Annotated in this window: 21 protein-coding genes and 1 pseudogene; 13 read left to right on the forward strand and 9 right to left on the reverse strand. The window is 65.4% G+C overall.

Going from position 1 to position 21,012, the window contains the following annotated elements; all coding sequences use genetic code 11:
• Window positions 1–345 (reverse strand): DUF4212 domain-containing protein, encoded by a 345-nt coding sequence (locus WS95_RS26475; protein WP_034207814.1) that lies wholly within the window; start codon window positions 343–345, stop codon window positions 1–3.
• A gap of 82 nt (window positions 346–427) precedes the next feature.
• Window positions 428–2,410 carry an acetate--CoA ligase gene (gene acs, locus WS95_RS26480; RefSeq protein ID WP_059827013.1) on the reverse strand — a complete coding sequence of 661 codons (1,983 nt, stop codon included), beginning with the start codon at window positions 2,408–2,410 and terminating at the stop codon, window positions 428–430.
• A gap of 318 nt (window positions 2,411–2,728) precedes the next feature.
• Here acs and WS95_RS26485 point away from each other — a divergent pair, with 318 nt between their 5' ends.
• From WS95_RS26485 to WS95_RS26525, 9 genes are all read left to right on the forward strand, one after another.
• Window positions 2,729–3,637: a DMT family transporter gene (locus WS95_RS26485; protein ID WP_059827015.1), complete on the forward strand. Its 909-nt coding sequence runs from the start codon at window positions 2,729–2,731 to the stop codon at window positions 3,635–3,637.
• 112 nt (window positions 3,638–3,749) lie between these two features.
• Window positions 3,750–4,334 carry a TIGR00645 family protein gene (locus WS95_RS26490; protein ID WP_059827017.1) on the forward strand — a complete coding sequence of 195 codons (585 nt, stop codon included), beginning with the start codon at window positions 3,750–3,752 and terminating at the stop codon, window positions 4,332–4,334.
• Between the two features lie 44 nt (window positions 4,335–4,378).
• A complete protein-coding gene (locus WS95_RS26495) occupies window positions 4,379–5,902 on the forward strand; it encodes a fumarate hydratase (protein ID WP_034183495.1) in 1,524 nt (507 codons plus the stop codon).
• A 193-nt stretch (window positions 5,903–6,095) separates the two neighbouring features.
• Window positions 6,096–6,572: a bacterioferritin gene (gene bfr, locus WS95_RS26500; protein WP_006478315.1), complete on the forward strand. Its 477-nt coding sequence runs from the start codon at window positions 6,096–6,098 to the stop codon at window positions 6,570–6,572.
• Between the two features lie 34 nt (window positions 6,573–6,606).
• Window positions 6,607–7,464, forward strand: coding sequence for a glutamate racemase (murI, locus tag WS95_RS26505; protein ID WP_059827019.1), 858 nt, complete (start codon window positions 6,607–6,609; stop codon window positions 7,462–7,464).
• 147 nt (window positions 7,465–7,611) lie between these two features.
• A complete protein-coding gene (locus tag WS95_RS26510) occupies window positions 7,612–7,848 on the forward strand; it encodes a (2Fe-2S)-binding protein (RefSeq protein ID WP_006482749.1) in 237 nt (78 codons plus the stop codon).
• Window positions 7,849–8,065: 217 nt separating this feature from the next.
• Window positions 8,066–8,797, forward strand: coding sequence for an energy transducer TonB (locus WS95_RS26515; protein ID WP_059782061.1), 732 nt, complete (start codon window positions 8,066–8,068; stop codon window positions 8,795–8,797).
• A 34-nt stretch (window positions 8,798–8,831) separates the two neighbouring features.
• Window positions 8,832–9,566 (forward strand): MotA/TolQ/ExbB proton channel family protein, encoded by a 735-nt coding sequence (locus WS95_RS26520; protein ID WP_059827021.1) that lies wholly within the window; start codon window positions 8,832–8,834, stop codon window positions 9,564–9,566.
• Window positions 9,567–9,579: 13 nt separating this feature from the next.
• A complete protein-coding gene (locus WS95_RS26525) occupies window positions 9,580–10,008 on the forward strand; it encodes an ExbD/TolR family protein (protein ID WP_006478310.1) in 429 nt (142 codons plus the stop codon).
• 417 nt (window positions 10,009–10,425) lie between these two features.
• On the opposite strand, the gene WS95_RS26530 is transcribed toward WS95_RS26525, so the two are convergent.
• Window positions 10,426–11,400, reverse strand: coding sequence for a LysR substrate-binding domain-containing protein (locus WS95_RS26530; RefSeq protein WP_027784947.1), 975 nt, complete (start codon window positions 11,398–11,400; stop codon window positions 10,426–10,428).
• A 121-nt stretch (window positions 11,401–11,521) separates the two neighbouring features.
• On the opposite strand from WS95_RS26530, the gene WS95_RS26535 reads away from it, so the two are divergent.
• The 3 genes from WS95_RS26535 (at window position 11,522) to hemP (ending at window position 13,363) form a co-directional block, all read left to right on the forward strand.
• A complete protein-coding gene (locus WS95_RS26535) occupies window positions 11,522–12,394 on the forward strand; it encodes a pirin family protein (RefSeq protein WP_059827023.1) in 873 nt (290 codons plus the stop codon).
• Window positions 12,395–12,493: 99 nt separating this feature from the next.
• Window positions 12,494–12,976, forward strand: coding sequence for an SRPBCC family protein (locus tag WS95_RS26540; RefSeq protein ID WP_059504035.1), 483 nt, complete (start codon window positions 12,494–12,496; stop codon window positions 12,974–12,976).
• Between the two features lie 141 nt (window positions 12,977–13,117).
• Window positions 13,118–13,363: a hemin uptake protein HemP gene (hemP, locus tag WS95_RS26545; RefSeq protein WP_059782058.1), complete on the forward strand. Its 246-nt coding sequence runs from the start codon at window positions 13,118–13,120 to the stop codon at window positions 13,361–13,363.
• A 275-nt stretch (window positions 13,364–13,638) separates the two neighbouring features.
• On the opposite strand, the gene WS95_RS26550 is transcribed toward hemP, so the two are convergent.
• The 5 genes from WS95_RS26550 to uvrB all read right to left on the reverse strand — a co-directional run bounded on the left by WS95_RS26550 (window position 13,639) and on the right by uvrB (window position 19,189).
• Entirely contained in the window at window positions 13,639–15,036 is a 1,398-nt protein-coding gene (locus WS95_RS26550; protein ID WP_059782054.1) for a 4Fe-4S binding protein, read from the reverse strand.
• Window positions 15,033–15,875 (reverse strand): FTR1 family iron permease, encoded by an 843-nt coding sequence (locus tag WS95_RS26555; protein ID WP_027784952.1) that lies wholly within the window; start codon window positions 15,873–15,875, stop codon window positions 15,033–15,035. Before WS95_RS26555 ends, WS95_RS26550 begins: the two co-directional genes overlap by 4 nt.
• 57 nt (window positions 15,876–15,932) lie before the next feature.
• On the reverse strand, window positions 15,933–16,265 hold the full coding sequence (locus tag WS95_RS26560; protein ID WP_006478303.1) for a cupredoxin domain-containing protein: 333 nt from the start codon (window positions 16,263–16,265) through the stop codon (window positions 15,933–15,935).
• A 55-nt stretch (window positions 16,266–16,320) separates the two neighbouring features.
• A complete protein-coding gene (locus tag WS95_RS26565) occupies window positions 16,321–16,872 on the reverse strand; it encodes an iron transporter (RefSeq protein WP_059782052.1) in 552 nt (183 codons plus the stop codon).
• A gap of 226 nt (window positions 16,873–17,098) precedes the next feature.
• Window positions 17,099–19,189, reverse strand: coding sequence for an excinuclease ABC subunit UvrB (gene uvrB, locus WS95_RS26570; RefSeq protein ID WP_034207824.1), 2,091 nt, complete (start codon window positions 19,187–19,189; stop codon window positions 17,099–17,101).
• Window positions 19,190–19,448: 259 nt separating this feature from the next.
• Between uvrB and WS95_RS26575 the strand changes: the two genes are divergently transcribed.
• A complete protein-coding gene (locus tag WS95_RS26575; protein ID WP_034207825.1) occupies window positions 19,449–20,648 on the forward strand; it encodes an amino acid aminotransferase in 1,200 nt (399 codons plus the stop codon).
• Between the two features lie 122 nt (window positions 20,649–20,770).
• On the opposite strand, the pseudogene WS95_RS26580 reads toward WS95_RS26575, so the two are convergent.
• Window positions 20,771–21,012, reverse strand: a pseudogene (locus WS95_RS26580) (3-hydroxybutyrate dehydrogenase); the annotation flags it as partial.

Raw genomic sequence — 21,012 nt, forward strand, 5'->3', positions numbered from 1 at the left:
TCAGCGCCCGCCGCTCGCAGGGCCGGCGCGTGCCGCATGCTCGTCGTACGCGCGGCGCAGCGTACGGTCCGCGCGTTGCATCAGCCCGATGTAGACGACGATCAGCACGAGGTAGACGAGAATCGCGCCCTGTGCGCCGACATAGAACGGCAGGCTGAAACCTGCGAAACGAACGCCGGCGAGCGCGGGTCCGAAGAACGGCACGATGAACGACACCGCGAAGCCGATCACCATCAGCACCGCGATCAGCGCGACGTTGAAGCGCCAGTAGCGTGCGTGCGCACGCGCGAGCGGCGCGGGAACGGGAGGTGGCGCGGCAGGCGCCGAACGGGTCGGAACGATCATGCCGTTATGTAGCAAAAAGCCCCTGCGCGGGCAATCGGGACTGCCGCGCAGGGGCTCGCGCGCATGACGCGCAACCGTGTGCTCAACGCACTTCGGTGAGCTGCTCGAGGATGGCCGGATTCTCGAGCGTGGACGTGTCCTGCGTGATCGCCTCGCCCTTCGCGAGCGAGCGCAACAGGCGCCGCATGATCTTGCCCGAGCGCGTCTTCGGCAGGTTGTCGCCGAAGCGGATGTCCTTCGGCTTCGCGATCGGACCGATCTGCTTGCCGACCCAGTCGCGCAGCGCCTTCGCGAGCGCCGCGGCTTCGTCGCCCTCCGGGCGCGAACGCTTCAGCACGACGAACGCCACGACCGCTTCGCCGGTCGTGTCGTCCGGACGGCCGACCACCGCCGCCTCGGCCACCAGCTCGTGCGACACCAGCGCCGATTCGATCTCCATCGTACCGAGCCGGTGGCCCGACACGTTCAGCACGTCGTCGATCCGGCCCATGATCGTGAAGTAGCCGGTCTCCTTGTCGCGCACGGTGCCGTCGCCAGCGAGATACAGCCGACCGCCGAGCTCCTCGGGGTAATAGCTCTTCTTGAAGCGCTCCGGGTCGCCCCAGATCGTGCGGATCATCGCCGGCCACGGGCGCTTGACCACGAGAATCCCGCCTTGCCCGTTCGGCACGTCCTGGCCCGTCTCGTCGACCACCGCGGCCGTGATGCCCGGCAGCGGCAGCGTGCACGAGCCCGGCACGGTCGGCGTCGCGCCCGGCAGCGGCGTGATCATGTGGCCGCCGGTCTCGGTCTGCCACCACGTGTCGACGATCGGGCAGCGCTCGTGGCCGACGTGCTTGTGGTACCACATCCACGCTTCCGGATTGATCGGCTCGCCCACCGTGCCGATGATGCGCAGGCTCGACAGGTCGTAGCTCTTCGGATGCACCTTGTCGTCGGCTTCGGCCGCCTTGATCAGCGAGCGGATCGCGGTCGGCGCGGTGTAGAACACGGTGACCTTGTGATCGTCGATCATCTTCCAGAACCGGCCGGCGTCCGGATAAGTCGGCACGCCTTCGAACACGACCTGCGTGCCGCCGCACGCGAGCGGGCCGTAGGTGATGTACGTATGGCCCGTGACCCAGCCGATGTCGGCCGTGCACCAGAACACGTCCGTGGGCTTCCAGTCGAAGGTCCACTTCATCGTCTGCGCGGCCCACAGCAGGTAGCCGCCCGTGCTGTGCTGCACGCCCTTCGGCTTGCCGGTCGAGCCCGACGTATACAGGATGAACAGCGGATGCTCGGCGCCGACCCAGGTCGGCTCGCAGCGCTCGGATTCGCCGTCGACGAGCTCGTGCATCCACAGGTCGCGCTCGGCATGCCAGTCGATCTTGCCGCCGGTGCGGCGATAGACGATCACGCTCTTGACCGCCTCGCAGCCGCCCATCGCGATCGCCTCGTCGGCGATGCTCTTGAGCGGCAGCGTCTTGCCGCCGCGGGCCTGCTCGTCGGCGGTGACGAGCGCGACCGCGCCGACGTCGACGAGCCGCTCGTTGAGCGATTTCGCGGAGAAGCCGCCGAACACGACCGAGTGCGTCGCGCCGATGCGCGCGCAGGCCTGCATCGCGACGATGCCTTCGATCGACATCGGGATATAGATGACCACGCGATCACCCTTGCCGATGCCGCGTTTCTTCAGCGCATTCGCGAAGCGCGACACGCGTGCGAGCAGGTCGGCGTAGGTGACGCGGGTGACGGTGCCGTCGTCGGCTTCGAAGATCACGGCGACGCGCTCGCCGTTGCCGGCTTCGACGTGGCGGTCGAGACAGTTGTACGACGCGTTCAGCTCGCCGTCCTCGAACCACGTGTAGAACGGCGCGTTGCGCTCGTCGAGCACCTGGGTGAACGGCTTGTGCCACGCGAGGCCCTCGCGCGCGAGGCGCGCCCAGAAGCCTTCGTAATCCTGCTCGGCCTCGGCGACGAGCGCGCGATAGGCCGGCATGCCGGAAATGGTCGCCGTCTTCTCGAGCGCCGCGGGCGGCGCGAACTGACGGGTTTCGTGAAGAACCGATTCAATCGCAGACATCGACTACCCCTTGGTGAACATGAATCCTCTGCATGGCGGCGCGATCGTGCACGCCGCGCGTCTTGGCCGGCGCTCGCGCGCCGCTGTCTCCCACCCACCCGCACGCGGCCGCGACGGCCTGCGCACGATGCTGCACCGCACCACATCACGCGAACGCGACCTGCGGCCCGGCAGTGTCCACGATAAGCGCTCCAACTTACCCGTCACTTACGCGGCATGGCCGCTTCATGCGCCGGGCGGCGCCGCATCGAGGCCAGCTTTACGCTGTTACAACCGCGACCCTACAATCCTAACTGAACTCGCCTTTCGGATTCCAGCTTGAATCGCTACGCCCTCTTTCTCATCCTGTCGATGCTGTTCGTCGGCAGCAACGTCGGTATCGGTAAATCCATCGTTGCATTCGTCCCCGTCGCCATCCTCGCCACGCTGCGCTTCGTGATCGCGATCGCCGTGCTGTGGCCGCTGTTCAGGCCCGTGAAGATGCGCGCGGTCAAGCGCGGCGAATGGCTGAACCTGTTCCTGCAGGCCTTCTTCGGCACCTTCATGTTCACGCTGCTGATGCTCAACGGCGTGCAGCGCACGAGCGCGGTGGCCGCGGGCGTCATCACGAGCACGATCCCGGCGATCGTCGCGCTGTTCGCGTGGTTGATCCTGCGTGAAAAGCCGAACGGCCGTGCGCTCGTGTCGATCGCGCTCGCGATCGCCGGCGTCGTGACGATCAACCTCGCCAACGGCGGCGCGGCCGGGCACGGTGCGCACAGCGACGCGTCCGGTTCGCTGACCGGCAACCTGCTGATCCTCGGCGCGGTGTGCTGCGAATCGATCTACGTGATCCTGTCGCGCCGGCTCACGCAAACGCTCGCACCGATCGACATCTGCGCCTATACGCACCTGTTCGGCCTGTTCCTGATGCTGCCGCTCGGCGCGACGGCGCTGTGGCGCTTCGATTACGCGAGCGTGCCGGCCGGCACCTGGGCGCTCGTCGTCTGGTACGGCCTGTCGGCCAGCATCTTCTCGTTCTGGCTGTGGATGAAGGGCATCCGGCACGTGCCGGGCAGCCTGGCCGGCGTGTTCAGCGCGGTGCTGCCGATCGCCGCGGCCGCGTACGGCATCGCGTTCCTCGGCGAGCGCCCGACGCTCGCGCACGGCATCGCGCTCGCATGCGTCGTCACCGGCATCGTGCTCGCCAGCCTGCGTGTGAAAAACGTGCCGGCCGCCGCCTCGTGATCCGTCCCTCGCAGTACCGGCGCGTCGCTGCAGCCGCGCCGGCCGACGCGTTACAATAGCGCGCCTTTTCAAGATTACCCCCGATACCTGCGCCCCGCGCCCGTACTCCGACATGTCCGCCCCGCATTCGCCCGGCCGCCTTGGCCGTCGCCCGCTTCGTCCGCTTCCCGCGCTGATTTTCATGAGCCGCTGGCTCCAGGTTCCGCTTTACCTCGGCCTGATCGTCGCGCAGGCCGTCTACGTGTTCCTGTTCCTGAAAGAAGTCTGGCACCTGCTGTCGCATGCGACGGGCCTCGACGAAATCAGCGTGATGCTCGCGGTGCTCGGCCTGATCGACGTCGTGATGATCTCGAACCTGCTGATCATGGTGATCGTCGGCGGGTATGAAACGTTCGTGTCGCGCCTCGGCATCGAGGGCCATCCCGACGAGCCCGAATGGCTCGACCACGTGAACGCGGGCGTGCTGAAGGTCAAGCTGTCGATGGCGCTGATCAGCATTTCGTCGATCCACCTGCTGAAGACCTTCATCAACCCCGACCAGCACACGACGCACGCGATCATGTGGCAGGTGATCATCCACGTGTCGTTCCTCGTGTCGGCGCTCGTGATGGCGTGGGTCGATCGCCTGACGACGCACACGCATCCGGCCCATTTCCACGAGACGCATGCGCCAGCGGCGTCCCGACCGGCGGCCTGAACCGTCGGCCAACCCTTCCCCACTGTCCCCACAGAGTCTCAGCCATGACCGTCATCAAACAGGAAGACCTGATCCAGAGCATTGCGGATTCGCTGCAGTACATCAGCTACTACCACCCGCTCGACTACATCCAGGCCCTCGGCCGCGCGTACGAGCTGGAAGAGAGCCCGGCCGCGAAGGACGCGATCGCGCAGATCCTCACGAACAGCCGCATGTGCGCGGAAGGCAAGCGTCCGATCTGCCAGGACACCGGCATCGTGACGATTTTCGTGAAGGTCGGCATGGACGTGCGCTGGGACGGCGCGACGATGGGCCTCACCGACATGATCAACGAAGGCGTGCGCCGCGGTTACACGCACCCGGACAACGTGCTGCGCGCGTCGATCGTCAATCCGCCGGAAGGCGCCCGCAAGAACACGAAGGACAACACGCCGGCCGTGATCCACTACGAGATCGTGCCGGGCGACAAGGTCGACGTGCAGGTCGCGGCGAAGGGCGGCGGCTCGGAGAACAAGTCGAAGTTCGTGATGCTGAACCCGTCCGACTCGATCGTCGACTGGGTGCTGAAGACGGTCCCGACGATGGGCGCCGGCTGGTGCCCGCCCGGCATGCTCGGGATCGGCATCGGCGGCACCGCCGAGAAGGCGATGCTGATGGCGAAGGAATCGCTGATGGAGCCGATCGACATCCAGGAAATCATCGCGCGCGGCCCGAAGGACTGGGTCGAGGAACTGCGCGTCGAGCTGCACGAGAAGGTCAACGCGCTCGGCATCGGCGCGCAGGGCCTCGGCGGCCTCGCGACCGTGCTCGACGTGAAGATCATGGCGGCGCCGACGCACGCGGCCTCGAAGCCGGTCGCGCTGATTCCGAACTGCGCGGCCACGCGCCACGCGCACTTCGTGCTCGACGGGTCGGGCCCGGCCAAGCTCGAAGCGCCGTCGCTCGACGCCTGGCCGAAGGTACAGTGGGAACCGAACACCGAAACCAGCAAGCGCGTCGACCTGAACACGCTGACGCCGGAAGAAGTCGCGAGCTGGACGCCGGGCCAGACGCTGCTGCTGTCGGGCAAGATGCTCACCGGCCGCGACGCCGCGCACAAGCGCATCGCCGACATGCTCGCGAAGGGCGAGAAGCTGCCGGTCGACTTCACGAACCGCGTGATCTACTACGTCGGCCCGGTCGATCCGGTGCGCGACGAAGTGGTCGGCCCGGCCGGCCCCACGACGGCCACGCGCATGGACAAGTTCACCGAGACGATGCTCGCTCAGACGGGTCTGATCTCGATGGTCGGCAAGGCCGAGCGCGGGCCGGTCGCGATCGATGCGATCAAGAAGCACAAGGCGGCCTACCTGATGGCGGTCGGCGGCGCGGCCTACCTCGTGTCGAAGGCGATCCGCGGCGCGAAGGTGCTCGCGTTCGAAGACCTCGGCATGGAAGCGATCTACGAGTTCGACGTGCAGGACATGCCGGTGACGGTGGCGGTCGATTCGTCGGGCACGTCGGTGCACCAGACGGGTCCGAAGGAATGGCAGGCGAAGATCGGCAAGATCCCGGTCGCTGCCGCTTAAGCGCGATCGAACGAAAGGCCGGACGGACGTCCGGCCTTTTTACTTCTCATTCTCATTATTGTGCGCGGCCGGTTGTTCGAGGCTGATTCTCATTACACGCAAAAGGCAGGCCCGACAAGGCTTCGAGGCTTGGCTTTTCTCGTTCGAGCGATTATCGTTCGGTTTCTGAAGCCCCACTGAACAAGGAACAGCCATGCAAGGCGACAAGAAAGTCATCGAATATCTGAACGCCCAACTGAAGAATGAACTCACGGCGATCAACCAGTACTTCCTGCATGCGCGCATGTACAAGCACTGGGGCCTCGACAAACTCGGCAAGCACGAATACGACGAATCGATCGGCGAAATGAAACACGCCGACTGGCTGATCGAGCGCGTGTTCATGCTCGACGGCCTGCCGAACCTGCAGGACCTGCACAAGCTGCTCGTCGGCGAGGAAACCGAAGAGATCCTGAAGTGCGACCTGAAGCTCGAGCAGATCTCGCAGTCCACCTGCAAGGAAGCGATCGCCTACTGCGAATCGGTGCGCGACTACGTGTCGCGCGAGATCTTCGAGAAGATTCTCGACGATACCGAAGAGCACATCGACTGGCTCGAAACGCAGATCGACCTGATCGGCAAGGTCGGCCTGCAGAACTATCAGCAAACGATGATGGGTTCGGCCGAGTAATCGCGCCACCCGCCAGCCCGCCGCCCGCCCGACGATGACGAACCCGTCCGCCGCTACCGCTCCGCACGCCACCGCCCCTGTCGGTATCTTCGACTCGGGGCTCGGCGGCCTGTCGGTGCTGCGCGCCGCGCGCGCGCATCTGCCCGACGAATCGTTCGTCTACGTCGCCGACTCGCACCACGCGCCGTATGGCCCGCGCGACGAGGCATTCATCACGGAACGCACGCTGGCGATCGGCGAGTGGCTCGCCCGCGAAGGCGCGAAAGCGCTCGTCATCGCGTGCAACACGGCAACGGCACGGGCGATCGCGGCCATCCGCGAACGCCTGTCGATCCCGCTCGTCGGCGTCGAGCCCGGCATCAAGCCGGCCGCCGCGCTGTCCGCGACCGGCGTCGCGGGCGTGCTCGCCACGCAATCCACGTTGAACAGCCCGCGCTTCCAGGCGCTGCTCGACCGCTACGGCGCGGGCCGTCGCTTCATCTGCCAACCCGGCCACGGGCTCGTCGAGGCGATCGAACGCGGCGACACGAACTCCCCCGCGTTGCGCGCGCTGCTCGAGCGTTACATCCACCCGATGCTCGACGACGGCGCCGATACGCTGGTACTCGGCTGCACGCACTATCCGTTCTTCACGGAAACGATTCGTAACCTTGTGGGCGAGCGCCTGACGATCGTCGACACGAGCGATGCCATCGCGCGCCAGCTCGCGCGGGTGCTCGACGAACGCGGGCTGCGCGTGCCGGCCGGCACGCACGCCGCGCCGCCGCGCTTCTGTTCGACGAGCGACGGCCTGCAACTGCGCGCGCTCGCGTCGACGCTGCTCGGCCTCGATGTGCCGGTCGAATCCGTCACCATTTCTTCGCCGAACGCGCACGCCTGCGCGACCGCCTGACGCGGGCCGGCAGGTCCGCTCTTCCCTGCTTCGCCACACCCGCCGCTTCAAGGGTCCGATGGTTTTAAAAAAAGCCGACCCAGGCTTGTCAACGCCTGCAAAATTAATGATAATAATTCGCATTAACGTTAGCTATCGCAACTCATCATGATCGTCTGCGTGTGCAAGTCTGTTTCCGATCGCAAGATTCGCGCGTCCCTCGCCGAGGGCGTGAACTCTTTCGATGAACTCCAGTTCGAGCTCGGCGTGGCCACGTGCTGCGGCAAGTGCGAGGAGTCCGTACGCGACCTCATGGCCGAGCAAGGCGTCTGCGCGAGCCGGTGCGGCGTCGAGCATCATGCGCATCCGATCCCGGTCACGTTCTACGACCGCAAGGCGGCCTGAGCGACACCGAGCGTGCGCATGCGGCCAGGCCGCATTTTTTGTTGTGACCGTCAGCAAGCCACCGTCTGCGCGAGCCAACGGCTTACCTGCCAAGGAGCCTGTGATGGAATTGCTGATCGGATTCGTAACCACCGTTTGCATCTCGCTGCTGATCTTCCGCAAGTGATGCCGATTCACCCGCCGCGCCCCGGGTGCGGCGTCGTTCTTTCAAGCTAACATGCAGGCTTCGCATCTCGCTCCTGCCGGCGCCATGCCGGCTGCACCACGTATGAATTCCCGAGTGATCGTCGTCGCGGTCGGTGTGCTTGCCGCACACGCGATCATGCTCACGGCCGCGTGGCTCCATCGCAACGCGCCGCCGCCGAAATCGGTCGAGGTCCAGACGATCACCGCGCAGCTCATCACGCCAGCACCGATCGCGCAGCAGGTCGCGGCCGAGTCGATCCCGCAGCCCGCGCCGCCGAAGCCCGTGCCGCGCGTGAAGCCGAAGGTCGAGCCGAAGCCGGTGCAGAAAGCGGCGAAGCCGACCCCGCAACCGGTTGCGCCGTCGCCGGCCCCGTCGCCCGTCCCCGCTCCCGCCGCCGATCCGACACCGGCTCCGGCCGCGCCCGCTCCCGCGGCACCGGCCGCCACGCCGGCCCCGGCGCGCGAAACGATGCAGGTCAGCGCACCGAAGAACGTGCCGACGCTCCAATGCAACTTCGTGAAACCCGACTATCCGTCGATGTCGCGCCGCCGCGGCGAATCGGGCACCGCCTATGTTCATTTCGTCGTCGGCGTGACCGGCAAGATCGAAAGCATCGATCTGCAAAAGAGCAGCGGCTATCCGCGCCTCGACGATGCCGCCCTCGACGCGATGCGCTCGACCACCTGCCGTCCGTATGTCGAGAACGGCCAGGCGATCCGCGCCGCCCGCACGCAGCCCTACAGCTTCGGGCTCACCGACTAACCTGCCTCATCCGGAAGATTCAAAGGAAACAAAAATGCAAAGCTACGGTATCGCGCACGTCTGGGCGCAAGGTGATTTCGTCACACGCGCGATTGCGATCACGCTGCTCGTGATGTCGGTCCTGTCGTGGATCGTGATCATCGTCAAAGGCTGGAACGTGATCCGCCTGAATCGCCTCACGAAGAACGCCGAACAGGCATTCTGGCATTCCGACAATTTCGACGACGGCATCAAGAAGCTCGGTCTCGCCGCCTCGACGCCGAACGACAACCCGTTCCTCGCGCTCGCGCTGTCGGGCAAGGAAGCCGCCGACCACCACCATCAGACGCAGCCGCACCTGCACGATCGCATGGACGTATCGGACTGGGTCACGCGCTGCCTGAAGGACACGATGGACGAAGGCATTTCGCGCATGCAGAGCGGCCTCGCGATCCTCGCATCGGTCGGCAGCACGGCGCCGTTCGTCGGCCTGTTCGGCACGGTCTGGGGGATCTACCACGCGCTGCTCGCGATCGGCGCCACCGGCCAGACGTCGATCGACCAGGTCGCGGGCCCGGTCGGCGAATCGCTGATCATGACGGCCTTCGGCCTGTTCGTCGCGATTCCCGCCGTGCTCGGCTACAACGCACTGACCCGCGCGAACAAGGGAGTCGTCAGCAAGCTGCGCCGCTTCGCGCACGGCCTGCACGCGTACTTCGTGACGGGCGCGAGCCTCGCGTCGTCGTCGACGCGCGACGGCCTGCGTCTCGCATCGCGCGCCGCCAGCTGAGACGAGGTGATCCATGGCCATGAACACCGGTTTCAGCGACGATGACGACGATGCCGTGATGAGCGAGATCAACATGACGCCGCTCGTCGACGTCATGCTCGTACTCCTGATCATTTTTCTCGTGACGATCCCGGCGATGCAGCATGCGGTGAAGATCGACCTGCCGCACGCCAGCAGCCAGCCCGTCGACGAAAAGCCGCAGACCGTCGACGTCGCGATCCAGGGCGACGGCACGATCCTGTGGGACGACCACACGGTCACGCGCGAACAACTGCAGGCACGCATCGCGGAAGCCGCGAAACGCACGCCGCAGCCGGAATTGCACCTGCGCGCGGACCGCAAGGTGGCGTACGAGCACGTCGCGGAAGTGATGTCGGATGCGCAGGCAGGCGGCTTGACGAAGCTCGGCTTCGTGACGGAGCCCGGCGCAAAAGCGAAGTAACGTGCACACGTCCCGCCGCCGGTAGTAACTGGCGCACCTAGCCGGGCGTCCCTAACCGGGCGTCCCTAACCGGGCGTCCCCAACCGGGCGTCCCCAAAGTAAAAGGCCTTCATCGCCAGATGAAGGCCTTTTTTCATGCGCACGCGGGCGCCTTCGGGCGGCGGGCTCTTCGGCGGTATCGGTTGCGCCTCGAGCAACGCAAATGCGACTCTGCCGTGGTCTGCACGGACTGCGCGTTCTGCCCTATCTGGCTCACAATATATGCGGCCACCTGATTTCGCTCAGAACTTCCTTCACGAAATGGGATTTCAATATAGGCCCGCCCGTCCGCGCATTCAAGGTTCCGGCGATTGAAACTTGCGATTGCAGGCGACGCTTCAATGACAAAACAAATTTGCGTCGTCGTGGGCGCCGTGTTCAGGTCGCCGAAACATCGGCCGCCGCTTCCTTCTTCGCGCGCTCGGGGCAACCCGGCTCCTTGTACGCGCCATGGTCGAGCTTCTCGACCAGGTAATCGACGAACGCACGTACCGCCGGCGGCATCCCCTGTCGCGATACAAACACCGCATACAGCTGCGGCACCGGCAGCGTCCAGCCGGGCATCACCGGCGACAGTTGCCCCGCGCGTAGCGCGTTGCCGTACATCATCTCCGGCAGCGCCGCGATGCCGAGGCCATCGAGCACGGCTTCGCGGATCGTCATCAGGTCGGCCGTCACGAGCCGCGGATCGTGCTCGTGCACGTGGCGCGTTCCGTCCGGCGCGATCAGATTGAATACGTGCCGGCCGTCGACGCTCGGCGTATCGAGCGTCTCGAAGCCGGTCAGGTCGTCCGGCGCCAGCGGCGGCGCATTCTGGCTCAGCAGGCTCGGCGCGCCGACCAGCATCTGCTCGGTGCGCCACAGCGGCCGCACGACGATGTTGGCGTTCTGCGGCGGCTCCGAGCGCACGCGCAACGCGACGTCGATCGAATCCTCGAACAGGTCGATCACGCGATTCGTCACGCGCACATGCACTTTCACCTCGGGATAGCGGCGCAGGAATTCGGGCAGGATGCGCGACAGCATCGTCTGCGACAGCGTCACCGGCACGCTGACGCGCACCGAGCCGCGCGGCGACGCGCGCAACTGCTGCACCGCATTCATCGCGGCCCTCGCTTCGGCGAGCATCGCCTGGCAATGCTGGTAGAACAGCTCGCCCGCCTCGGTCAGTGCGAGCTTGCGCGTCGAACGCTGCAGCAGGCGCACGCCGAGCGCCGCCTCGAGCTCGGTCAGGCGCCGCGACAGCCGCGATTTCGAGATGCCCAGCACGCGCTCGGCGGCCGAGAAGCCGCCATGTTCGACGACCTGCGAAAAGTACATCAGGTCGTTCAGGTTATGTGCATCGATATTCATCTCATCGTTCCAATTTCAGAACAATCCATTGCGAACCGCCGCGAATCGCGCGGTAAAACGCCCCATATAATAGCGCCATGTTTCAAAAATAACGCTATTCCGATGATGTCGAGGGCTTCCCATGACCACCGCTCGCTCGCTTGATCGCACCTACCCCGCGCTTCGCACCATCGAAGGCGGCGGTTTCGTGGTTCACCGCCCGTTTCCGACGCGGCTGCTGATGGATTTCGATCCGTTCCTGCTGCTCGACGAAATGGGGCCCGTCGACTACGCCCCCGGCGAAGCCGTCGGCGCGCCCGATCATCCGCATCGCGGCTTCGAAACCGTGACCTACGCGCTCGACGGACGTTTCCGTCATCGCGACTCGTCCGGCCATGCCGGCACACTCGGCCCCGGCGACGTGCAGTGGATGACGGCCGGCGCCGGCGTCGTGCACAGCGAGATGCCGGACCCGGCGTTCGCTCAGGCAGGCGGGCGCTCCCACGGCTTCCAGCTGTGGGTCAACCTGCCGCGCCGCGACAAAATGATCGCGCCGCGTTACCAGGAGATCCCGGCTGCCCGCATTCCGACCGCGACGTCGCCGGACGGCCGCGCGCACGTGCGCGTTATCGCCGGCGAAGCGTTCGGCGTACAGGCCGCGATCGAGACGCGCACGCCGATCCTCTATCAGCACTTCACGCTGGCGCCCGGCGCAACGGTCACGCAGCCCGTGCCGGCCGGTTACCGCGTGTTCGCCTATCCGATCGACGGAACGGGCCTCTACGGGCCCGACCGGCAGGCTGTCGACGCACGGCGCATGATCGTCTACGGCGACGACGGCGACGCTGTCACGTTCGCTGCCGGCGATACGTCGCTCGACCTGCTGCTGATCGGCGGCGTGCCGCTCAACGAGCCGATCGTCCGTTACGGCCCGTTCGTGATGAATACCGAGGAAGAGATCCGGCAGGCCGTCGTCGATTACCAGACCGGCCGCATGGGCCGCATCGGTGCGTGAGCCGGTGAGGCGCAGGTGCCGCGAAGCCCGTGGTTTTGCGTCACAATGAGTGCTTGAATCATGCATGTGGCGACCCGCCACCAGAAGGAACTCCTGCCCTTGAACTTCGAACATCTGATCCAGATCAACTCCGACGATCCGGCCGTGCCGGCCCTCACCCGCGACCAGCTCTGGGAAGGCCTCGTGCTGCGCGCGGAACAGCCGCAGCTGTTCGTGATCGGTCTCGACAGCTGCGTCATCCACGAACGGACGGACACGACGCTCGAACGCGAACTGCATTACGGCCACGCGACCGTGCGCGACCACGTGACGTTCACGCCGAACCAGCAGGTCCGCTACGACATCCGTGCGGCCGACGGCGAGATCGGCGGCTCATTGACGATGACGATCGAGGAGCGCGACGACAACGAGCTGTTCCTGCGTTTCGAGTACCGCACGACGCTGACGGTCACGGACGACAGCGAAGAAGCGCGACAGACGCACGGGATCGTCAAGGAGGCGTACCGCACGTCGGATATCGATACCGTTCGCCTGATCCGCGAATACGCGCAGGGTCGCAAGGATCCCGATCCGCTGCACTGAATCCCCGTGGCGGCCTGCGGGCCGCCTTTCTTGATTCAAGCTATCAGAACTGACATCTCAATTGATAAAGAGTTTTTGTAAATGGGAATGGTTATCATTTAGAATTCATTCCATCGTATCGACAGTCACCGCTCAAACCGAATGACCGACACCATGCGCCCGACCACGCTGACCCTGCGCCGCACCACCGGCACCGCAGCCAGCAGCCGCCAGAAGACGGCAGCGGTCACCACGCCGACGAAACCCGCCGGCAACCGCGATGCAGGCACGCGGGTCGTCAACAGCGATGCGCTGCTGCAAGGCCAAAGCCACGTCAGCATCGCGCATAACGGAGAGACTTATCAGTTGCGCGCCACGCGGCTCGGCAAACTGATCCTGACGAAGTAACGACCGAGTATTGTGGGGACCACCTCCCTGAGAGGTGTTGGGCAGTAGCCAGCGTAACGGCTTGCACGCGAGATCTAGACCCCTTCGTGCAAACACACTCAAGCAGCCGTTGCAGCAAGCCAAGCCACTTTTTTGGTTCTCGCACAAGGAAGAAAAAAAGCGACACGTCGAAGGACGTGTCGCTTTTTTGTTTGAGCAGACAATGCGCGCAGCGCGTTGCCCGGGTGTCGTTGCTGCCGTCGATGCGCGACAGCGAGAGCGGCATGCGCGCCGCGTCAGAACCCCCAGAACATCAACCACCATGCGCTGTCGACGACGGCCAGCCCGACGGCGAACCACGCGAATGCCGCGAGCCGGCGCGGCCACGCCGCATAGCGCCCCGTTACCTTCCACGCGAGCCACGCACTCCACACGTTGGCGCCGACCAGAATCGCGATACGCACATCGGATGCCCAGCCGAGCGGCACATGCTCGGCGCGCAGCAACGACAGCGTCGTGGCCGACAGCCCGAGGAACACGCCCGCACCCGCGATCGGGATCAGCGCCTGTGCGAGATGATGCAGGCGCACGCGATCGAAGCGGCCGAGCATCAGCGTCGCGCCGGCCAGCAACGCCAGCAGCGCCGTGCCGTACACGAGGCCCGTGCCGACGATGTAGCTGACGACCAGCCCGCCATCGAGCCACGAGAACACGTCGTTGCGGTCCGGGTAGTGCGTGAGCAGGAACCACGGCGCATTGGTCTCGAGCGGCCACGTGATGTCGCGGTCGATCAGCCAGCCCGCGAGCCATTGCTTGATCTGCACGAACCAGGGGCTGACGGTCCAGTGGAACGCGCCGATCGCCACGCCGAGCAGGCCGTACAGGATCAGCGCGGTGTCCCACGGGTTGGCCTGTTCCGCACCGAGGTTCACGACTTCGTCGGACGGCGAACGCAGCGACAGCGAAATCGCGTCGCGGTGCCCGCTGCAGCGACCGCACATATGGCAGGCCGCCGCGCCCTTCATGTTGCGCAACGGCACGAGCGGCGCGCAGTTGATCGGAATCACGCGATGGCCGTGCTCGCCGTTCTTGTACGAACGGCGCCATGCATCCTCGTCGACCTTGTAGCGCATCGGCGCAAGCCGTGCGAGCAGCCCGAACACGCCGTTGACCGGACACAGGTACTTGCACCACACGCGTTTCTCGCGGCCGTACAGCACGCCGATCACGATCGCGCCGACGGTCGAGCCGCCGAGCACGAACAGCACCGCGAGCGGGTACTGGTACACGCTCACCATCTGCCCGTAGATCGTCGTGATGCCGAACGCGACGAACGGCCAGCCGCCCCACCGGATCCAGCGCGGAATCGGGCCGCCGCGGCCGAACTTGCTCGCGTATTCGGTGAGCGCGCCCTCCGGGCACAGCACACCGCACCAGACGCGGCCGAGCATCACCATCGACAGCAGCACGAACGGCCACCAGATGCCCCAGAACGCGAACTGCGCGATGAGCGTGAGGTTGTTCCACAGGTGCGCGGAATCGTCCGGCAGCGGCAACACCGCCGGCACGATGATCAGGAACGCGTAGACGGCAACGACGATCCACTGGATACCGCGGATCAGCGCACCGTGGCGCTGCATCCACTGGCCGGCCTGCGCGAGCCAGCCCGGCTTGACGGCGGCGACGACGCTCATGCCGCGCGACCCGCTGCAACGGCCGGACGGCGGCTCGCGCGCTTCATCAGCAGCCAGACGACCGCCCAGTACACCGCATACGCCACCAGGTTGGTCAGCGCCGGGTGCGCACGATAGCCGGTCAGCGTCGCGACGAGCGAACCGAACGTGCCCGAATCATCGAGGATCGCGGACGTATCCCACACCTGCGAGATGCCGAGCGGCAGGATTTCCTTGTCGATCAGCTTGTCGACGCCGGTCTGGAACAGGCCCGCGCCGAGAAACAGCAGCATCACCTCGGTGACGCGGAAGAAATGCCGCCACGAAAAATACTTGCCGCCGAGCTGCAGCAGATAGAACGTGAGGAACGCGAGGCCGAGACCGATCACGACCGCGAGCATCTGGCTGCCGTCGACGTGGCCCGACTGGCCGAAACCGAGGCCGTACAGGAAGATCACCGTCTCGCTGCCTTCGCGCGCGATCGCGAGCGCGACCAGCACGGCGACGCCCCACCAGTTCGAATCGCGCGTGCTTTGCTGCAGCGACTGCTCCATGTCGCGCTTCAGCGTGCGGCCGTGCCGGCGCATCCACAGCACCATCTGCACGATCAGCACGCATGCGATCAGCACCATCGCCGTCTGGAAATAGTCCTGCGCATCGCCGGACAACACCTCGGTGAACCCGACCAGCGCGGCGCCGAGGCCGACGGCCATCAGCAGGCCGACGCCGACGCCGGCCCAGAGGAAAGGCAGGCCGCGGCGCGCATCGTCGTCGCCGTTTTTCAGCCATGCATAGAGAATGCCGACGACGAGCAGCGCTTCGACGCTCTCCCGCCAGACGATGAACAAGATCTGACCCATCGATACCTCCTGACGCGCGGGGCAAGGGACTGGACGCCCGCGCGCAGATAAAACGCGTTACTTCGCGACGATCACGCCCTGCGCCTGCTGGTGAAAATCGTCGAAAAACTTGTATTCGCCCGGCGACAGCGGGGCGACGACCACGAACGAATCGGCGCCCGGCGCGAGCACCTTCTCCTTGCGCAACTGCACGCTCTCGAATTCGGCGGCGCCCTTGCCGGTGTTCCTGATCTCGATCTTGAAACGCTGGCCGGCCGGCACTTCGATGCGTGCGGGATTCAGCTTGCCGTCCGTCATCTCGAGCTTGAACGTCGGCAGATCGGCCGCATGCGCCGCGCCGGCAAGCCACAGCGCAGCGGCTGCGGCAACGATTTTCTGGGGAATTTTCATTCTGGGTTCTCTACGCCGACGGCGCGCCGAAGCGCGCCGTTCGTCATGCCACCGATCAGTAACCGCCCTTCTTGCCGATACCGGCGAACGGGAAGTCGTACTCGAGCGTGATGGGCTTGAACCACGGGCCCACGCCCGTTTCCTTGTCGACGTGACGACCGAATGCCATGTGACCCGACTGCATCGGCGGCTTGACGACCATCGTCAGGTGATACTTGCCCGGGCCGGCGAGCTTCACGTTGTCGCCGTAGTGCGGGCCGTCGCTCGCGACCATGCCCATCAGGTCGCCCTCGGCCTTCCACTTCGGGTCGCCCTGCTTCGTCAGCTTGTACGTGACCTGCAGGTACGGCATCCAGTCGCCTTCCGCGAAACCGGTCGGGTTGTTCTTGACCGCATGGATGTCGGCCTCGAGGTGGATGTCGGAATCCGACGCCTTGCGCATCATGCCTTCCGGGTCCATCGTGATCGGCTGCAGATACACCGCACCGATTTCCATGCCGCCCTGGATCTGCTGCTTGCCGATCGGATACTCGGCCGCCGAGGCCGACATCGCGGCCAGCGCCGCCGCTACCGCAACCGTCGTGCGGATGAACGAAGAACCCAACATGGACACTCCTTGTTATTTGTCTGACTATCTTGACGACATGCGAGCCGCCGCCGGGCCGCCCGCTGGAAACACTAACGCGACGAAGAACGTTAATGCGAACTATTCTCAATACATGAGGAGTTTAGCACCGAACCCGTTTCGGAACAAACGGAGCGCGCCGTAAACCCCTGATCCGACAAGGCTTACAGGCGCTTTACCAAAAGGATTCGGTGACGCTTGGAAAGATTTACCGGCCGCCGCTGATGTGGTCGCCGACGTTCGCGCCGAACACGCGTTCGCGCAGCACGGCAAGCTGGTCGCGGGTTGCGGCGGCCTTCTCGAATTCGAGGTTCTTCGCGTAGTCGGCCATCTGCTTCTCGAGACGCTTGATTTCCTTCGCGAGCTGCTTTTCCGACATGTCCTCGAATTTCGCGCGCTGCTGCGCCTCCTTCAGCTCCGCACGCGCGTCGTCGGCGTTGTAGACGCCGTCGATGATGTCCTTGATGCGCTTCACGACGCCGCGCGGCGTGATGCCCATCTTTTCGTTGTAGGCGATCTGCTTCGCGCGGCGCCGCTCGGTTTCGTCGATCGCACGCTTCATCGACTCGGTCATGTTGTCCGCGTAGAGAATCGCCTTGCCGTTCACGTTCCGCGCGGCACGGCCGATCGTCTGGATCAGCGAGCGCTCGGCGCGCAGGAAGCCTTCCTTGTCCGCGTCGAGGATCGCGACGAGCGACACTTCGGGAATGTCGAGGCCCTCGCGCAGCAGGTTGATCCCGACCAGCACGTCGAACGTGCCGAGCCGCAGATCGCGGATGATCTCCACGCGCTCGACCGTATCGATGTCGCTGTGCAGATAACGCACCTTGACGCCATGGTCGGCCAGGAACTCGGTCAGCTGTTCGGCCATGCGTTTCGTCAGCACGGTGATCAGCACGCGCTCGCCGGCCTTCACGCGCGCGTTGATTTCGGTCAGCACGTCGTCGACCTGCGAGCTCGCCGGCCGCACTTCGATTTCCGGATCGACGAGGCCCGTCGGTCGCACGACCTGCTCGGCGATCTGCCCCGTCACGCGCTTCTCGTAATCGGCCGGCGTGGCCGACACGAACACGACCTGGCGCATCTTGCGCTCGAACTCGTGGAACTTCAGCGGCCGGTTGTCGAGCGCCGACGGCAGGCGAAAGCCGTAATTGACGAGGTTTTCCTTGCGCGCGCGGTCGCCGTTGTACATGCCGTTCAGCTGGCCGATCAGCACGTGCGATTCGTCGAGCAGCATCAGCGCATCGGGCGGCAGGTAGTCGACGAGCGTCGGCGGCGGATCGCCGGGCGCCGCGCCCGAGAAATGCCGCGAATAGTTCTCGATGCCCTTGCAGAAGCCGAGTTCCTGCAGCATCTCGAGATCGAAGCGCGTGCGCTGCTCGAGGCGCTGCGCCTCGACGAGCTTGCCCTCGCGATGGAAGAACTCGAGCCGTTCGCGCAATTCGTCCTTGATCGTCTCGACCGCGCGCATCACGGTGTCGCGCGGCGTCACGTAATGCGACGACGGATACACGGTGAAACGCGGAATCTTCTGCCGGACGCGCCCGGTCAGCGGGTCGAACAGGTGCAGCGTCTCGACCTCGTCGTCGAACAGTTCGACGCGCACGGCCATTTCCGCGTGTTCGGCCGGGAAGATGTCGATCGTGTCGCCGCGCACGCGGAACGTGCCGCGCTGGAAATCCTGCTCGTTGCGCGTGTATTGCATCGCGATCAGCCGCGCGATCACGTCGCGCTGGCCAAGCTTGTCGCCGGTGCGCAGCGTGAGGATCATCTGGTGGTATTCGGACGGATTGCCGATACCGTAGATCGCCGACACCGTCGCGACGATCACCACGTCGCGACGCTCCATCAGGCTCTTCGTCGCCGACAGCCGCATCTGCTCGATGTGCTCGTTGATCGACGAGTCCTTCTCGATGAACAGGTCGCGCTGCGGCACGTAGGCTTCAGGCTGGTAGTAGTCGTAGTACGAGACGAAATACTCGACCGCGTTGCGCGGGAAGAACTCGCGGAATTCCGCGTAAAGCTGGGCCGCGAGCGTCTTGTTCGGCGCGAACACGATCGCCGGGCGGCCGAGCCGCGCGATCGTGTTGGCCATCGTGAAGGTCTTGCCCGAACCGGTCACGCCGAGCAGCGTCTGGAAGGCAAGGCCGTCGCCGACGCCTTCGACGAGCGTGTCGATCGCGGTCGGCTGATCGCCCGCGGGCGGATAGGGCTGGTAAAGCTGGAACGGCGACCCTTCGAAAGTGACGAATTTGGATTCGTCGAGCGCGTCGCCGACTTCGGCATGATGTTCGGACATGGAATGCGGCCGGAGCAAGGGCAAAGAAAGCATTCTAGCGCTTCGCGGCCGCGCGAACTGCTGTCGGCTCCTGACGCGCGACGGCCGCCCGAATTCACGATTCGCCGCCCCGATCGCGATGGAATCGCCGCCCCCGCCAGCGCGAATTCGCTACAATGTCAGGCTGCTGCGCTTTCCGGCGTCGCGCCGTTGGCGCGCTGCACTGCGCCCGCCCCGCCGGCTGAAAGCCTGACCCTCTTTTCACTACTGCCGAATCATCATGTCGCTCTTCTCCGCTGTCCAGCTTGCTCCCCGCGACCCGATCCTGGGCCTGAACGAAGCCTTCAACGCCGACGCGCGTCCGACCAAGGTCAACCTCGGCGTCGGCGTGTACACGAACGAAGACGGCAAGATTCCGCTGCTGCGCGCGGTTCGCGACGCGGAGAAGGCGCGGGTCGAGGCCGGCCTGCCGCGCGGCTACCTGCCGATCGACGGGATCGCCGCCTACGATGCGGCCGTGCAGAAGCTGCTGCTCGGCAACGACTCGCCGCTGATCGCGGCGGGCCGCGTGGTCACGGCCCAGGCACTGGGCGGCACGGGCGCGCTGAAGATCGGCGCCGATTTCCTGCGCACCGTGAATCCGAACGTGAAGGTCGCGATCAGCGATCCGAGCTGGGAAAACCACCGCGCGCTGTTCGAAGCGGCCGGCTTCGAAGTCGTCGCGTACCCGTATTACGACGCGGCCACCAACGGCGTGAACTTCGAAGGCATGCTGTCGGCGCTGAACAGCTACGCGGCCGGCACGGTCGTCGTGCTGCATGCGTGCTGCCACAACCCGACCGGCGTGGACCTGACCGAAGCGCAGTGGCAGCAGGTCGTCGACGTCGTGAAGGCACGCAACCTCGTGCCGTTCCTCGACATGGCCTACCAGGGCTTCGGCGAGAACATCGAAGCCGATGCCGCTGCCGTGCGCCTGTTTGCCGCGGCCGACCTGAACGCGTTCGTGTCGTCGTCGTTCTCGAAGTCGTTCTCTCTGTACGGCGAGCGCGTCGGCGCGCTGTCGATCATCACGTCGAGCAAGGAAGAAGCCACGCGCGTGCTGTCGCAACTGAAGCGCGTGATCCGCACGAACTACTCGAACCCGCCGACCCACGGCGGCGCGGTGGTCGCAGCGGTGCTCGCGTCGCCGGAACTGCACGCTTCGTGGGTGCAGGAACTCGGCGAAATGCGCGACCGCATCCGCGCGATGCGCAACGGTCTCGTCGAGCGCCTGAAGGCGAGCGGCGTCGATCGCGATTTCAGCTTCATCAACGCGCAGCGCGGGATGTTCTCGTATTCGGGCCTGACCTCGGCACAAGTCGATCGCCTGCGTGACGAGTTCGGCATCTATGCGGTCAGCACGGGCCGGATCTGCGTCGCCGCGCTGAACACGCGCAACCTCGACGCGGTCGCCAATGCGGTCGCAGCGGTCCTGAAGTAAAGCGGTGCCGGGCGGCAGCCGCCACCGGCCCCGCCCTGCCGACATGAAAAACGCGCTCCGTGGAGCGCGTTTTTTTGTTGTGCCGTTCAGCGCGGCGGGCCGCCACACCGCCCGCCCCCGCGTTACTGCATGAACCAGCCGTGGCTGACGACCACCGACTGGCCCGTAAGCGCGGCGCTCGGGAATGCCGACAGGAACAGCACCGTCTGCGCGACGTCCTGCACCGTCGTGAACACACCGTCGACCGTGTTGCCGAGCATCACCTTCTTGATCACTTCCTCTTCGCTGATGCCGAGCTCCTTCGCCTGCTCCGGAATCTGCTTGTCGACCAGCGGCGTGCGCACGAAGCCCGGACACACGACGT

This window comes from Burkholderia sp. MSMB1826, from assembly GCF_001526325.1.
Classification (GTDB): domain Bacteria; phylum Pseudomonadota; class Gammaproteobacteria; order Burkholderiales; family Burkholderiaceae; genus Burkholderia.